Source organism: Marinitenerispora sediminis (assembly GCF_003336425.1).
GTDB classification, from domain to species: domain Bacteria; phylum Actinomycetota; class Actinomycetes; order Streptosporangiales; family Streptosporangiaceae; genus Marinitenerispora; species Marinitenerispora sediminis.
In genome coordinates, this window is sequence record NZ_QEIO01000138.1 from 1 (window position 1) to 14,329 (window position 14,329).

Below are 14,329 nucleotides of genomic sequence, written 5' to 3' on the forward strand. Positions count from 1 at the left end.
GGCCGGGACGGGGCGCGGGACCGGCGCGGGCGATGTTCGGGCGGTGGCGGCGCGGGGAACGACACCGCCGTGCGGTGCGGACTCACCCGTAGTTTTCACTCCGGAGACAGCACTGTCAATAGATAGTCCTGACATACGTACATGCGGACGTCAGGGTGGAGTGGCCCCGGCGACCCGCCGGGGGAGCGGGGTCAGGCGGGTCCGCGCAGGGAGAGGTCGAACGAGTACCGGGAGGCGCGATACAGGTGCGAGCCGTACTCCACCGCGCGCCCCTCGGCGTCGTAGGCGGTGCGCTCCATGGTGAGCAGCGGGGCGCCCTCGGGCTCCTCCAGGAGCTCGGCCTCGGCGCGGTTCGCGGCGCGGGCGCCGATGGTCTGGCGGGCGGCGTGCAGCCGCATGCCGCCGGCGCGCAGCAGCTGGTACAGCCCGCGTTCCGCGAGCAGTTCGTCGCCGGGCTGCGCGATGAGGTCCGCGGGCAGGTGGTTGCGCATCCGGGCGATGGGTTCGGAGCGGGCGTAGCGCACCCGCTCCAGGTGCCAGACCGGGGTCTTCTCCGGGACGTCGAGGGCGCGCGCCACCGGCGGGGACGCGGGCTCGACCGTGTTGGTGAGGACCCGGGTGGTCGGCTGCTGGCCGATGCGGGAGAGGTCGTCGTAGAGGCTGCTCAGCTCCAGCGAGCGCTTGACCCGGTTGTGGACGACCTGGCTGCCCACCCCGCGCTTGCGGACGACGAGCCCCTTGTCCACCAGGGTCTGGATGGCCTGGCGGACGGTCGGCCGCGACAGTCCGAGCCGGCCGGCCAGCTGGACCTCGTTGTCGAGGCGGCTGCCGGGGGGCAGCGCCCCGGAGTCGATCGCGGCCTCCAGCTGGGTGGCGACCTGGAAGTACAGCGGCATGGGGCTGGAATGGTCCACCACGATGTCGGTACCCGGGTCCCAGGAGCCCCCGCCGTCGGCCGGCGTCGTCTTCGGCGTCGTCACCCACCCACCTTACCAACAGGGCAGGACGTCGTGAAGTCAGGATGTCAAGACAAATGGTTGACATGCTTTCGGTGCGGCTAGTAGAGATGGTCCCGGCAGGACGAGCAGCGGAGGTCGCCCCATGGCGGAAGCGTTCGACGTCATCACGATGGGACGCATCGGCGTCGACATCTACCCCCTCCAGACCGGCGTCCCGCTGGCCGACGTGGAGACGTTCGGCAAGTTCCTCGGCGGCTCGGCGGCCAACGTCGCGGTCGCCGCCGCACGGCTCGGCCAGCGCACCGCTGTCATCACCCGCACCGGCGACGACCCGTTCGGCGCCTACCTGCACCGCGCACTCGCCGACTTCGGCGTCGACGACCGGTGGGTCGCCCCCGTGCCGCGCTACCCCACCCCCGTGACCTTCTGCGAGATCTTCCCGCCCGACGACTTCCCCCTCTACTTCTACCGCGAGCCCAAGGCCCCCGACCTGGAGATCCACCCCGGAGAGCTCGACCTCGACGCGATCGCCGCGGCCGCCGTCTTCTGGATGACCGGCACCGGCCTGTGCGCCGAACCGAGCCGGACCGCCACCCTCGCCGCCCTGGAGCACCGCGCCCGGCGCGGCCGCACCGTCTTCGACCTCGACTGGCGGCCGATGTTCTGGGCCGACCACGACGAGGCGCGCGCCCAGTACCGGCGCGCCCTGGAGCACGCCACCATCGCCGTGGGCAACCTCGCCGAGTGCGAGCGCGCCGTGGGCACCCGCGACCCCGAGGCCGCGGCCGACGCGCTGCTGGACGCCGGGGTCGAACTCGCCGTCGTCAAGCAGGGGCCCGCCGGCGTGCTCGCCGCCACGCGGGACGAGCGGATCACCGCTGCACCCGTTCCCGTGGACGTCGTCAACGGCCTCGGCGCGGGCGACGCCTTCGGCGGCGCGCTCTGCCACGGCCTGCTCTCCGGCTGGGACCTGCGGCGCACCGTCGATGCCGCCAACGCCGCCGGCGCCATCGTCGCCGGGCGGCTCGCCTGCTCCTCCGCCATGCCGCACGCCGCCGAGATCGAGGAGGTCCTGGCGGGCCGCCCGGCCCGCGCGACCCCCAGCGCCCCCTCCGCGTGACCCGAAAGGCCACCACCGTGTCCACTCCCGGCATCAGCGAGCTGACGCGGCTGCGCGCGACCCGGCCCGAGGCGGTCCTGGACGCGGCCCGGCGGCGGCGCCGCCGGCCGCTGCTCAGCGGCGGCGGCCGCGTGCTGATCATCGCCGCCGACCACCCCGCCCGAGGCGCGCTCGGCGTGGCCGGCCGGCCGCTCGCCATGGCCAGCCGGCCCGACCTGCTGGAGCGGCTGTGCGTCGCGCTGGAGCGGCCCGGCGTGGACGGCGTCCTCGCCACCCCCGACATCCTGGAGGACCTGCTGCTGCTCGGGGCCCTGGAGGGCAAGGTGGTGGTCGGCTCCATGAACCGCGGCGGACTGGCCGGCGCCGCCTTCGAGATGGACGACCGCTTCACCGCCTACCGTGCCGCCGACATCGAGCGCTTCCGCTTCGACGCCGGCAAGCTCCTGCTGCGCATCGACGAGTCCGACCCCGGCAGCCTGGCCACCATGGCGGGCGCGGCCAGGGCCGTCACCGAACTCGCCGAACGCGGCCTGACGGCCCTGGTCGAGCCGTTCATGGCCCGCCGCGTCGGCGGCCGGGTCCGCAACGACCTCTCGGCGGCGGCCGTGGTCCGCTCCGCCGCCATCGCCTCCGGGCTCGGCGCCACCTCCGCCTACACCTGGCTGAAGGTCCCCCTCACCGAGAACGCCGGCGACATGGCCCGGGTCGCCGAGGCCACCACGCTGCCGCTCGTCCTCCTGGGCGGCGACGTGCCCGACGACGCCGACGCCACCTTCGACCGCTGGCACCAGGCGCTGCGGCTGCCCTCGGTCTACGGGCTCGTCGCCGGCCGCACCCTGCTCTACCCGCCCGGCGACGACGTCGCCGCGGCCGTCGACACCGCCGTCCGGCTGCTGTGAGGCCGGTGGCCCCACGGCCGACCGCCCCGCGCGGGCACCGCCCCCGCAGCCCGGGAACCCGATCCTCCGAGGAGGCACCCACGTGAGCCCGACCCTGCACCGCCCCGCGGGCAGCACCGCGACCGGCCCCTACCGCACCCACGTCGACCCGGAGAGCGCCGGCTGGGGCTACTCCGCGCTGCGCGTGCTGGAGCTGCCGCCCGGCGGCCGGCACTCCTTCGACACCGGCGACAGCGAATGGGTGCTGCTGCCGCTCTCGGGCGGCTGCACGGTCGAGTGCGACGGCGGCACCTTCCGCCTCGCCGGCCGCACCGGCGTCTTCGCCGGCGTCACCGACTTCGCCTACCTCCCGCGCGACGCCCGCGCCGCCGTCGCCTCCGAGGGCGGCGGCCGGTTCGCGCTCGCCGGCGCCCGCTGCGAGCGCCGGCTGCCCGCCCGCTACGGCCCCGCCTCCGGCGTTCCCGTGGAGCTGCGCGGCGCCGGCCAGGCCAGCCGGCAGGTCAACAACTTCTGCGCGGCCGGGGTCTTCGAGGCCGACCGGCTCATCGCGGTGGAGGTGCTCACCCCCGCCGGCAACTGGTCCTCCTTCCCGCCGCACAAGCACGACACCGAGCGCGAGGGCGAGTCGCGGCTGGAGGAGATCTACTACTTCGAGCTGGCCGACGGCCCGGCCGGCCCCGGAGTCGGCTACCAGCGCGTGTACCCCTCCGGCCCCGGCCACCGCAGCGACGTGCTCGCCGAGGTGCGCAGCGGCGACGTCGTCCTCATCCCCGACGGCTGGCACGGGCCCTCCATGGCGGCGCCCGGCTACGACATGTACTACCTCAACGTGATGGCCGGACCCGCGCCCGAACGCGCCTGGCTGATCTGCGACGACCCCGCGCACGCCTGGGTCCGCGGCACCTGGTCCGACCAGCCCGTCGACCCCCGGCTGCCCCTGTACACCGCGCCGGCCGCCGACGCGGCGGAGGCGGACGCGTGAGCGGCCGGACGGTGCGCCTGACCGTGGCCCAGGCACTGGTGCGCTTCCTCGCCAACCAGTACACCGAGCGCGACGGCGAGCGCCGCCGGCTCATCGCCGGCTGCTGGGGCATCTTCGGCCACGGCAACGTCGCCGGGATCGGCCAGGCGCTGCTGGAGGCCGGCCCCGACATGCCCTACCTGCAGGGCCGCAACGAGCAGGCGATGGCGCACGCCGCCGTGGGCTACGCCCGGCAGAGCGGGCGGCTGGCCACCCAGGCCGTCACCACCTCCATCGGGCCCGGGGCCACCAACCTCGTCACCGGTGCCGCGCTGGCCACCATCAACCGCCTCCCCGTGCTCCTGCTGCCCGGCGACGTCTTCGCCACCCGGCCGGCCGACCCCGTCCTGCAGCAACTGGAGGCACCGGGCGGCCCCGACGTCACGGTCAACGACTGCCTGCGCCCGGTCTCCCGCTACTTCGACCGGATCTGGCGCCCCGAGCAGCTCGTCCCCTCAGCCCTGAACGCCGTGCGGGTCCTCACCGACCCCGCCGAGACCGGAGCCGTCACGCTCGCGCTGCCGCAGGACGTGCAGGCCGAGGCGTTCGAGTGGCCCGCGGAGTTCCTCGCCGAGCGGGTCTGGCGGGTGCACCGGCCGGTCCCCGACGAGGAGTCCGTGCGGATCGCCGCCGAGCGGATCACGGCGGCCCGCCGCCCGCTCCTCGTCGCCGGCGGCGGCGTGCACCACAGCGGCGCCGAGGCCGAGCTGGCGGCGTTCGCCGACGCCACCGGCATCCCCGTCTGCGAGACGCAGTCCGGCCGCGGCTCGCTGCGCCACGACCACCCCGCCCAGCTCGGCGCGGTCGGCCACACCGGCACCGCCGCCGCCGACGACATCGCCCGCACCGCCGACCTGGTCATCGGGGTCGGCACCCGCTACTCCGACTTCACCACCGCGTCCAACACGCTGTTCGCCGCGCCCGGCGTGCGGTTCGTCAACGTCAACATCACCGGCTTCGACGCCCACAAGCAGGCCGCCGACCCCGTGGTCGGCGACGCGCGCGCCGCGCTCGGCGCGCTCGGCCGGGCCCTGGCCGGCCACCGGGTCGCCGCGGACTACCTGCGCGAGTACCGGGACGCGGCGCGCCGCTGGCAGCGGGTGGTCGACGGCGCCTGCCGCGCCGCCGACGACACCGCGCGCCCCAGCCAGGCCCAGGTCCTCGGCGTGCTCGGCGAGGTCACCGCCGACACCGACGTCGTCGTGAACGCCGCCGGATCCATGCCCGGCGACCTCCACAAGCTGTGGCGGGCCCGCGACGCCCGCCAGTACCACGTCGAGTACGGCTACTCCTGCATGGGCTATGAGATCCCCGCCGCCCTGGGCGTCCGGCTGGCCGACCCCGGACGCGAGGTCTTCGCGCTGGTCGGCGACGGCACCTACCTCATGATGCCCACCGAGCTCGTGACCGCGGTCCAGGAGGGGATCAAGGTCGTCGTGGTCATCGTGCAGAACCACGGCTACGCCTCCATCGGCGGGCTGTCCGAGCAGGTCGGCGCCGAGCGGTTCGGCACCGCCTACCGGTTCCGCGACGAGGCGGGCGCCTTCACCGGGGCTCCGCTGCCGGTCGACCTCGCCGCCAACGCCGCCAGCCTGGGCGCGGCCGTGTACCGCGCCGACACGGTCGGCGAGCTCCGCGCGGCCCTGCGCGCGGCCCGCGACGGCGACCGGCCCGCCGCCGTCTACGTCGAGACCGCCCCCGAGGACACCGCCCCCGGCGCCCAGGCGTGGTGGGACGTCCCCGTGGCCGAGGTCGCCGCCCGGCCCGCCGCCGTCGAGGCGCGCGCGGCCTACGACGAGCGGGCGCGCGGGCGGCGCCGCCACCTGTGACCCCCGGCCTGCCGGGCGGCCGCGCCCGGCCGTACGCGCACCCGCCGTACGCGCACCTGGAGAGGAAGCCATGACCACGACCACCATCGAGCACTGGATCGGCGGGCGCTCCGCCGCCGGCCGGTCCGGCCGCACGGCCACCGTCACCGATCCCGCGACCGGTGCCGAGACCGCGCGCGTCGCGCTGGCCGACGCCGCCGAGGTCGACGCCGCGGTCGCCGCGGCGAAGGCGGCGGCCCCCCACTGGGCGGCCTCGTCGCTGGCCCGGCGCACCGCCGCGCTGTTCGCCTACCGGGAGCTGCTCCACGCGCACCGCGACGAGATCGCCCGGCTGATCACCGCCGAGCACGGCAAGGTGCGCGCCGACGCCCTCGGCGAGGTGGCCCGCGGCCTGGAGATCGTGGAGCTGGCCTGCGGCATCGCGCAGCTGCTCAAGGGCGAGACCTCCACCCAGGTGTCGGAGCGGGTGGACGTCGAGGCCATCCGGCAGCCCGTCGGCGTGGTCGCCGCCATCACCCCGTTCAACTTCCCCGCCATGGTGCCGCTGTGGATGTTCCCCATGGCCGTCGCCTGCGGCAACACCGTCGTGCTCAAGCCGAGCGAGAAGGACCCGTCGGCCACCCTGCGCCTGGTGCGGCTGGCAACCGAGGCCGGACTGCCCGACGGCGTCCTCAACCTCGTCAACGGCGACAAGCCGGCCGTGGACCGCCTCCTAGAGCACCCCGACGTCGACGCGGTCAGCTTCGTCGGCTCCACCCCCGTCGCCCGGCACGTGCACCGCACGGCCTCCGCCGCCGGCAAGCGGGTCCAGGCACTCGGGGGCGCCAAGAACCACATGCTGGTGCTGCCCGACGCCGACCTCGACCTGGCCGCCGACGCCGCCGTCTCCGCGGCCTACGGCTCGGCCGGCGAGCGGTGCATGGCCGTGTCGGTGGTCGTCGCGGTGGGCGCCGCCGCCGACCCGCTGGTGGAGCGCATCGCCGAGCGCGCCCGCAAGCTCACCGTCGGCCCGGGCGACGACCCCGCCTCGGAGATGGGGCCGCTCATCACCCGCGAGCACCGCGACCGGGTCGCCTCCTACGTACCGCGGGCCCGCGAGCAGGGCGCCACGGTGGTCGTGGACGGTACCGGCCTGAGCGTGCCCGGGTACGAGGGCGGCTTCTTCACCGGTGCCAGCCTGCTCGACCGCGTCACCCCTGGCATGGACGCCTACCGCGACGAGATCTTCGGCCCCGTGCTCTCGGTGGTGCGCGCCGCCGACTACACCGAGGCGATCGACCTGATCAACGCCTCGCCGTGGGGCAACGGAGCCGCCGTCTTCACCCGCGACGGCGGCGCGGCGCGCCGGTTCCGGCTGGAGGTGCAGGCCGGCATGGTCGGCGTGAACGTGCCGATCCCGGTCCCGGTGGGCTACCACTCCTTCGGCGGCTGGAAGGCGTCGCTGTTCGGCGAGCACCACGTCTACGGCAACGACAGCGTGCACTTCTACACCCGCGGCAAGGTGGTCACCACGCGCTGGCCCGACCCCGCCGACGCCGGAGTCGACCTGGGCTTCCCGGCGAACGGCTGAGCGGCCGCCACCACCGCCGGGCGGGCGCGGACATCGCGCCCGCCCGGCATGTTTTACGTGGTCGGAGGCGGTAGGCGGGTAGGACGGCAGTGGAGGAGGGGGCGCCATGGCATCGGTGTGGAAGGGCAGCCTGTCGTTCGGACTCGTGAGCCTGCCGGTCGGGCTGTACGCCGCCACGGAGCGGCACAGCTACTCGATGCACCAGTTCCAGCGCGGGACCTCCGACCGCGTCCGCTACAAGCGGGTGAACGAGCGGACCGGCGACGAGGTCCCGCTGGGCGACATCGTCAAGGGCGCCGAGACCGACGAGGGCGACTACGTCGTGCTCGAACGCAGCGACCTGGAGTCGATCGCGCCGGGGCGGTCCCGCACCCTGGAGATCGCGGCGTTCGTGCCTTCCGGCGCCATCGAGCCCCTCACCTACGACCGCAGCTACTACCTGGGGCCGGACTCCAAGGCGGCCGCCAAGCCTTACGCGCTGTTGTGCGCGGCGCTGGCCCGCACCGGGCGGCTCGGCGTGGCGAGCCTGGTCATGCGGGACCGGCAGCACCTGGCCGTCATCGGGCCGCAGAACGGCGTGCTGACGCTGGGCACGCTGTACTTCGCCGACGAGATCCGCGACCCGGAGGAGGTGCTGCCCTCCGTGCCCGACGTCGAGATCGACGACCGCGAACTCACCCTGGCCACGCAGCTGATCGAGGCCATGGCCGAGGAGTGGCGCCCGGAGCGCTACTCCGACCTCTACCACGAGCGCCTCACCGAACTGGTCGAGGCCAAGAGCCAGGGGCGGCGGCTGAAGTACGCCGGCACCGCCCCTCCGGAGGAGACCAACGTCGTCGAGCTCACCAGCGCGCTGCGGGAGAGCATCCGCAGCCGCCGCACCACCGCGGGCGAGGGGGCGGAGGCGTCCCGGGGGGCCCGGCGCCGCGCGGCCGCCGCCAAGGGCGGGAAGGGCCGGCGTGCGGCCGAGCCGGCCGCCGGGGGCCGGACGCGGGAGCACCCGCCGCCGGCGGAGATGACCAAGCGGGACCTGGCGCGGCTCGCCGGCGAGCTCGGGATCGCGGGCCGCAGCCGGATGGACCGCGCGGAGCTGGAGCAGGCCGTCGCGAAGGCCGAGCGGCGCGCGCGGCGGGGGAAGCGGGCCGCGTCCTGACGCGCGCCGCGGCCCGCCGCCGCGTTCACGTCTCGATGTCGAGGTCGCGGGGCACGTCCTGCGCCCGGAGCTCGGTGCGGGGGCGCAGGTAGCGCACCACGTGCCGCCACCGCTCGGCCGTGCTCGCCGGGTCCACGCGCACCTCCACGACCACCTCCGGCTCGACCTGCACGTAGACGATCGGGTCCTTGCCGCCCCACCGGGGCGCGAGGCGGCGCGGCCACGGGTGGTCGCCCTCGGCGCGGCGCAGCAGCTCGCCCAGGGCGTCGCGCTGCTCCGGGGCCAGCTCCGTGGTGTGGCCGGCCACCCGCAGGTCGCCGGTGCGCGAGTCGTAGCGGCCCAGCAGCAGCTCGCGGGGCTGGTCGGGCGGGCCGATGGTGCCGGCGACGATGGCCTCGGTGGTGAGGTGGTGCTTGTACTTCTCCCAGTCGCGGCGGCCGGGCCGGTAGGAGCGGCGGGCGTCCTTGACCACCAGGCCCTCCACGCCGACCTCGGGCAGGGTGTCGTACCAGTCGCGGGCGGTCTCGGGGTCGGCGGTCTGCCAGCCGAGGGTGAGCGGGGAGGGCTGCTCGACGCCGTCGAAGAGGCGTTCGAGGGCCTCGCGGCGGCGCTCCAGGCTGCGGCGGGCGAGGTCGGCGCCCTCCAGGCGGAGCAGGTCGAAGACGATGTAGTGGCAGGGCTCCCGCCGGGCCAGAGCCCGCGCGGTGCGGGTGCTGGCCCGGTTGCGGCGCTGCAGCGCCTCGAAGTCCAGGCGGTCCCCGGACCAGCGTACGAGTTCGCCGTCCAGCACGGTCTGCGGCGGGATCTGCTCCCGCACCGCGTCGGCGACCTCGGGGAAGCGGAGGTCCAGGCGCTTGCCGGAGCGGGAGGTCAGCGTGACGCGCCCGTCCCCGTGGTCGGCGATCGCCCGGAATCCGTCCCACTTCGGTTCGTACACGAGCTGCTCGCCCACCGGAAGGTGGTCGACGGTCCGCGCCAGCATCGGCTCCATAACGGTGCCCTACCCAGCAGCGGGGCCACGGCCGCCGGCTCCCGCGGAGTGCGCCGTGCGGCTCTCACCGCTGCACGGGGCCCAGCCCGAGGTGCGGCGCGAGGTAGCCGCGCAGCAGGTCCCGCAGCTCGGCGAGGACGGCCGGCCGCTCCTCCGGGGGCGCGGCCATCACGAGGGGGAACATGCCGTTGACGGCGGAGATCGCCACCTGGGCGAGCATGCGGCGCCGCTCCTCCGGCAGGTCGGGGGCGCGCACCGCGAAGAGCGCGCACAGCCGGTCGGCGATGCCCTCGTGCAGCTCCTTGGCCACGCCGGCCAGCTGCTCGGAGGTGGCCGAACCGTGGAACAGCACCCAGAAGGCCGGGCGCTCGGCCTTGAAGGCCGCCATCGCCGCGACGACGCGGTCGAGTAACTCCTCCAGCGGCAGCCGGGCGGCGCCGGCCGCGAGCTGGGCGTCCCAGAACGCGTGGGAGCGCTCCGTGTAGCGGGGGACCAGGGCGGCCAGGATCTCGTCCTTGTTGCGGAAGAACTGGTAGAGCGATCCCGGGGAGATCCCGGCGCGCGCGGCGATGGCGTTCGTCGTCGCGTCCTCGAAGCCGACCTCGGCGATGACCTCCTCGGCGGCGTCCAGGATCTCCGCCATCCTGCGGCGGCCGCGCTCCTGGCGCCGGACCGCCGTCGTCTCCTGCCGAGTGGGCATGGTTTCCTCACCGCTCGATCGGGGGCGCCGGTCGGTGTTCCGCGGTGCGTCGACCGCGAACACGAGCATGGTAACGCTTCGCCGGATTGCGGAAGGTGCCCGCGGCGGCGGTCACGCCGCCGATCCTCGCGGACGGCGTCGCGCCCGCTGACCTGAACCGGCCACCGGCCGGGCGGCACATCGCCACGGACCGGGACGCACGCCCCCAAAGCACGGGCCGACCTGCGGAGAAGGCGGCGCGGTGGTCCGGCGCCGAGAAGTAGTGTCGGCAGCACCTCGCGCATGGTCCGCCCGCGGAAGGCACCCGCGCGCCGTCCCGCCCCCGTCGTCGGCGGCGCCCGGCCGAGCCCCGGCCTGCCCCGGTGGCCCATGCGCGGGCCACCCCGGGCGTCCGGCGCCGCTCCGGCGGACGGATCTACACCGTCCAGGCGTGGGGTCGCGAGCTGCTTCCGCGGCTGCGTTGGCGGCGGTGCCGACCGCTCCGAGCGCGATCGGCGGCTACCCGCCGGACGGGTCCTCCCAGCGGCCGCCGCGGACGTCGCGGTGGGACGGGGCCACCGGCATCGGGGCGAGCCGGCCGGGAACGATGCGGCCGGGACCCACCCGGAGCGGCCCGGGGGCCGGTGGCCGCTCCTCGCCGGTGCCGTCCCGTCCGGACCCGCGGGCCCGAGCGGCCGAGCGGGTCGCAGGCGGTCGGTGCGCGGCGTCGAGCTCCTCGGCCGGCGGCGACGCGCACCCGCTCGACGCCAGCCGAGCGCCGTCGCCGCCGCCGGCCCGGACCACCGGAGCGCCCGCCGGCCCGCCCGCACCGGCTCCCCGCCGCGTCCCCGCTGGTCCCGCCGCCCCGGCCCGCGGAGGCGCGCCGCGGCTGCCGTCAGCTGCGGAGAAATGTAAAGCGAATGTAAGAAACCGGGCCCTCATGTTGCCCCTGTCGATCAGCGCACAGCACGGTGTGTGGTGCAACACATCAAGGAGGCTTCGTGGCGACTACGCAGACAGGTTCCCGCGCAGGTGAGCGGCGGGTCGTGTCCAATGTGATCCGAGGTTCCATCGGCAACCTCATCGAGTGGTACGACTGGTACGCCTACACCGCGTTCAGTGTCTACTTCGCGCAGGCGTTCTTTCCCGAGGGCGACCAGACCGCGCAGTTGCTGAACACCGCGGCGGTCTTCGCCGTCGGCTTCCTGATGCGGCCCATCGGCGGCTGGATGCTCGGGCGCTACGCCGACCGGTTCGGGCGCCGGGCGGCGCTGACGCTCTCCGTGACCCTCATGGCGCTCGGGTCGCTGGTCATCGCCCTCACGCCGAGCTACGCCAGCATCGGGGTGGCGGCTCCGGTGCTGCTGGTGCTCGCCCGGCTGACGCAGGGCGTCTCGGTGGGCGGGGAGTACGCCACCTCGGCCACCTACCTCTCCGAGGTCGCCTCGCCGGGGCGGCGCGGCTTCTACTCCAGCTTCCAGTACGTCACCCTGACGGCCGGCCAGCTGATCGCGCTCGGTGTGCAGATCGTGCTGCAGCTGGTGCTGACCACCGAGCAGATGGACGCCTGGGGGTGGCGGATCGCGTTCGTCATCGGGGCGACCGGGGCCGTGGTCGTCATGTGGCTGCGCCGCTCCATGGAGGAGTCGGAGAGCTTCCAGCGGGAGGCGAGCAGCGGAGGCGGCGGGCGGCCGGCCGCCCGCGGCACGATCCGGGCGCTGCTCGCGCACCCCAAGGCGCTGCTCACCGTGGTGGGGCTGACGCTCGGCGGCACGGTGGCGTTCTACACCTACACCACCTACCTCCAGAAGTTCATGATCAACACCAGCGGCATCGACAAGGAGTCGGTGGCCCTGGTCAACTTCCTCGCCCTGCTGGTGTTCGTCGTCTTCCAGCCGGTCGCCGGCGCGCTGTCCGACCGGATCGGCCGCCGTCCGCTGCTGCTCTTCTTCGGCGTCGCCGGCACCGTGTGCACCGTCCCGCTGCTGTCCACCCTGGCCGGCACGCGTTCGCCGCTCCTGGCGTTCCTGCTGATGCTCGGCGCGCTGTTCATCGTCACCGGCTACACCTCGATCAACGCCATCGTGAAGGCGGAGCTGTTCCCCACCAGCATCCGCGCGCTCGGCGTGGGGCTGCCCTACGCGCTGACCGTCTCGCTCTTCGGCGGCACCGCCGAGTACGTCGCGCTGTGGCTGAAGCAGGCCGGGCACGAGTCGTGGTTCTTCTGGTACGTCTCCGGGTGCATCCTGGTGTCACTGCTCGTCTACCTGCGGATGAGCGAGTCGTCGAAGAACTCCCAGCTGGACCGCGACCACGCCGCCGGCCCGGAGGAGCGGACGCAAGCCGGGCGCTGACGCGCATGTGAGGGGAGGGGGCGCGGACCGTGCGGATCGTACTCGTCGAGGACGACGAGGGCGTGTCGAACGCGATCGCCGAGTTCCTCAGGGCCAACGGCCACGCCCCCACCCAGCTCCGCTTCGGGGCCGACGCCCTCACCCGGCACCGGGAGGCCGACGTCATCCTCCTCGACCTCGGCCTGCCCGACGCCGACGGCCTCGACGTGCTCCGCAAGCTGCGGCGCGTCACCGAGGTGCCCGTCCTCATCCTGACCGCCCGCTCCGACGAGCGGTCCGTGGTGCGGGGGCTGCGGTGGGGCGCCGACGACTACCTGGTCAAACCGGTCCGGGCCGGCGAGATGCTGGCCCGTATCGAGGCGGTCTCCCGGCGCGCGGTGCTGCGCGAGCAGCCACCGCCCGCCGAGGTGCGCGTCGCCGACGTGCGGATCGACCTGGACGCGCGGCGGGTGTACGTGGCCGGCGCGGAGGTCGAGCTCACCGGCAAGGAGTTCGACCTCCTCGCGGCGCTGGCGGCCCGCCGCGGCAGCGCGGTGAGCCGGCAGCGCCTCATGGACGAGGTGTGGGGGGACGCCTACGTGGCGGTCTCCCGCTCCCTGGACGTGCACATCGCGCAGCTGCGCGCCAAGATCGGGCGGCCCGAACTGTTCGTCACCATCCGGGGCTTCGGCTACCGGTTCGGCGAGGAGTGAGCGGTGCGGCGCCGACTCCTCGCGGTCCTGCTGACCTTCTCCGCGGTCGCCGTCACCTGCTTCGCCGTCCCGCTGCTGGCCGCCACCGCGCAGCAGCGCACCCAGCGGCTGGAGCTGGCCCGCGCGGCCGACCTCGACTGGTTCGCCGCCCTGGCCCGGCAGGCCGTCGCCACCGGCGACACCGGACCGCTGCGCCGGGAGGCGCAGCGCTACGCCTCGCTGTACGGGGAGTCGGTGCTCGTGGTGGACGCCCGGCGGTCCGAGATCGCCGCCGCCGGCGGGCTGCGGGCCGACGACCCGGGCGTGGCGCCGCTCGTGGACGCCGCGCTGCGCGGCCAGACGCCGCGGCGGGTCTCGGACCTGCGGCCCTGGACGCGCGAGGACATGCTGCTCGCCGGTCCGATCGGCGACGGCATCCGCGCAGACGGCGCGATCGTGCTGCGGGCGTCCACGCGGGCGGCGGCCGCCGACGTCGCGTGGCGGTGGGCGGCCGTCGTCCTGGGGGCGCTGGCCGCGCTCGCCGCGTGCGCCGTGCTGTCGGCGTCGGTCGCGCGCTGGCTGCTGCGGCCGCTGGGCGAGCTGAACGCGGGGGTCCAGGCGCTCACCGCCGGGGCGTCCGGCGCGCAGGTCACCGAGCGCGCCGGGCCGCCGGAGCTGCGCGACCTCGCCGAGTCGTTCAACCGGATGTCCCGGGTGGTGGGGGAGGCGGCCCGCACCCAGGCGCGGCTGGTCGCGGACGCCTCCCACCAGCTGCGCAACCCGATGGCGGCGCTGCGGCTGCGCATCGACGGCCTGTCCGGGCGGGTGGCCGAGGACGCCCGCCCGGCCTACGCCGCGACGGTGGCTGAGGTGGAGCGGCTGGAGGACCTGCTGGAGGGGCTGCTCAGCCTGGCCACCGCAGAGAGCCGCGCCACGAGCCTGGCCGCCCGCGCCCAGTCCCCGGGCGACCCGGCGGAGGAGGAGGTGTGCGACCTGGGCACGGTCGTCTTCGAGCGCGTCGACGCCTGGTCGGCCGCCGGGGTGCGGGCCGGGGTGGCGGTCGAGGCGGGGGAGGTCGCGGAG

Annotated in this window: 12 protein-coding genes; 9 read left to right on the top strand and 3 right to left on the bottom strand. The window is 75.2% G+C overall.

The window, feature by feature from the left end:
• Positions 1 to 191: 191 nt before the first annotated feature.
• Positions 192 to 896 (bottom strand): GntR family transcriptional regulator, encoded by a 705-nt coding sequence (locus tag DEF28_RS21410; protein ID WP_114400647.1) that lies wholly within the window; start codon positions 894 to 896, stop codon positions 192 to 194.
• A gap of 205 nt (positions 897 to 1,101) precedes the next feature.
• On the opposite strand from DEF28_RS21410, the gene iolC reads away from it, so the two are divergent.
• The 6 genes from iolC to ku all read left to right on the top strand — a co-directional run bounded on the left by iolC (position 1,102) and on the right by ku (position 8,551).
• Positions 1,102 to 2,079, top strand: coding sequence for a 5-dehydro-2-deoxygluconokinase (gene iolC, locus DEF28_RS21415; protein WP_114400645.1), 978 nt, complete (start codon positions 1,102 to 1,104; stop codon positions 2,077 to 2,079).
• A gap of 17 nt (positions 2,080 to 2,096) precedes the next feature.
• Entirely contained in the window at positions 2,097 to 2,978 is an 882-nt protein-coding gene (locus DEF28_RS21420) for a Cgl0159 family (beta/alpha)8-fold protein (RefSeq protein ID WP_114400648.1), read from the top strand.
• A gap of 82 nt (positions 2,979 to 3,060) precedes the next feature.
• The gene (gene iolB, locus DEF28_RS21425; protein WP_199493436.1) at positions 3,061 to 3,960 is read left to right on the top strand and encodes a 5-deoxy-glucuronate isomerase; all 900 of its coding nucleotides are present in this window, start codon (positions 3,061 to 3,063) and stop codon (positions 3,958 to 3,960) included.
• Positions 3,957 to 5,828 carry a 3D-(3,5/4)-trihydroxycyclohexane-1,2-dione acylhydrolase (decyclizing) gene (gene iolD, locus DEF28_RS21430; RefSeq protein ID WP_114446204.1) on the top strand — a complete coding sequence of 624 codons (1,872 nt, stop codon included), beginning with the start codon at positions 3,957 to 3,959 and terminating at the stop codon, positions 5,826 to 5,828. Before iolB ends, iolD begins: the two co-directional genes overlap by 4 nt.
• A gap of 70 nt (positions 5,829 to 5,898) precedes the next feature.
• Entirely contained in the window at positions 5,899 to 7,398 is a 1,500-nt protein-coding gene (locus tag DEF28_RS21435; RefSeq protein WP_114400333.1) for a CoA-acylating methylmalonate-semialdehyde dehydrogenase, read from the top strand.
• A gap of 106 nt (positions 7,399 to 7,504) precedes the next feature.
• Positions 7,505 to 8,551, top strand: coding sequence for a non-homologous end joining protein Ku (gene ku, locus DEF28_RS21440; protein WP_114400334.1), 1,047 nt, complete (start codon positions 7,505 to 7,507; stop codon positions 8,549 to 8,551).
• 25 nt (positions 8,552 to 8,576) lie between these two features.
• Here the strand turns inward: ku and DEF28_RS21445 are convergent, their stop codons facing one another.
• Both DEF28_RS21445 and DEF28_RS21450 read right to left on the bottom strand, forming a co-directional pair.
• Positions 8,577 to 9,533 carry an ATP-dependent DNA ligase gene (locus DEF28_RS21445; protein WP_114400335.1) on the bottom strand — a complete coding sequence of 319 codons (957 nt, stop codon included), beginning with the start codon at positions 9,531 to 9,533 and terminating at the stop codon, positions 8,577 to 8,579.
• Positions 9,534 to 9,606: 73 nt separating this feature from the next.
• Complete coding sequence (locus tag DEF28_RS21450; RefSeq protein WP_114400339.1) at positions 9,607 to 10,242, bottom strand: TetR/AcrR family transcriptional regulator; 636 nt, start codon at positions 10,240 to 10,242, stop codon at positions 9,607 to 9,609.
• A gap of 1,025 nt (positions 10,243 to 11,267) precedes the next feature.
• Here DEF28_RS21450 and DEF28_RS21460 point away from each other — a divergent pair.
• The 3 genes from DEF28_RS21460 to DEF28_RS21470 all read left to right on the top strand — a co-directional run.
• Complete coding sequence (locus DEF28_RS21460) at positions 11,268 to 12,575, top strand: MFS transporter (protein ID WP_233515461.1); 1,308 nt, start codon at positions 11,268 to 11,270, stop codon at positions 12,573 to 12,575.
• Positions 12,576 to 12,604: 29 nt separating this feature from the next.
• On the top strand, positions 12,605 to 13,267 hold the full coding sequence (locus tag DEF28_RS21465) for a response regulator transcription factor (protein WP_114400338.1): 663 nt from the start codon (positions 12,605 to 12,607) through the stop codon (positions 13,265 to 13,267).
• A 3-nt stretch (positions 13,268 to 13,270) separates the two neighbouring features.
• Positions 13,271 to 14,329 (top strand): sensor histidine kinase (locus DEF28_RS21470; RefSeq protein WP_147281081.1); only part of this gene is annotated, 1,059 nt, incomplete at its 3' end.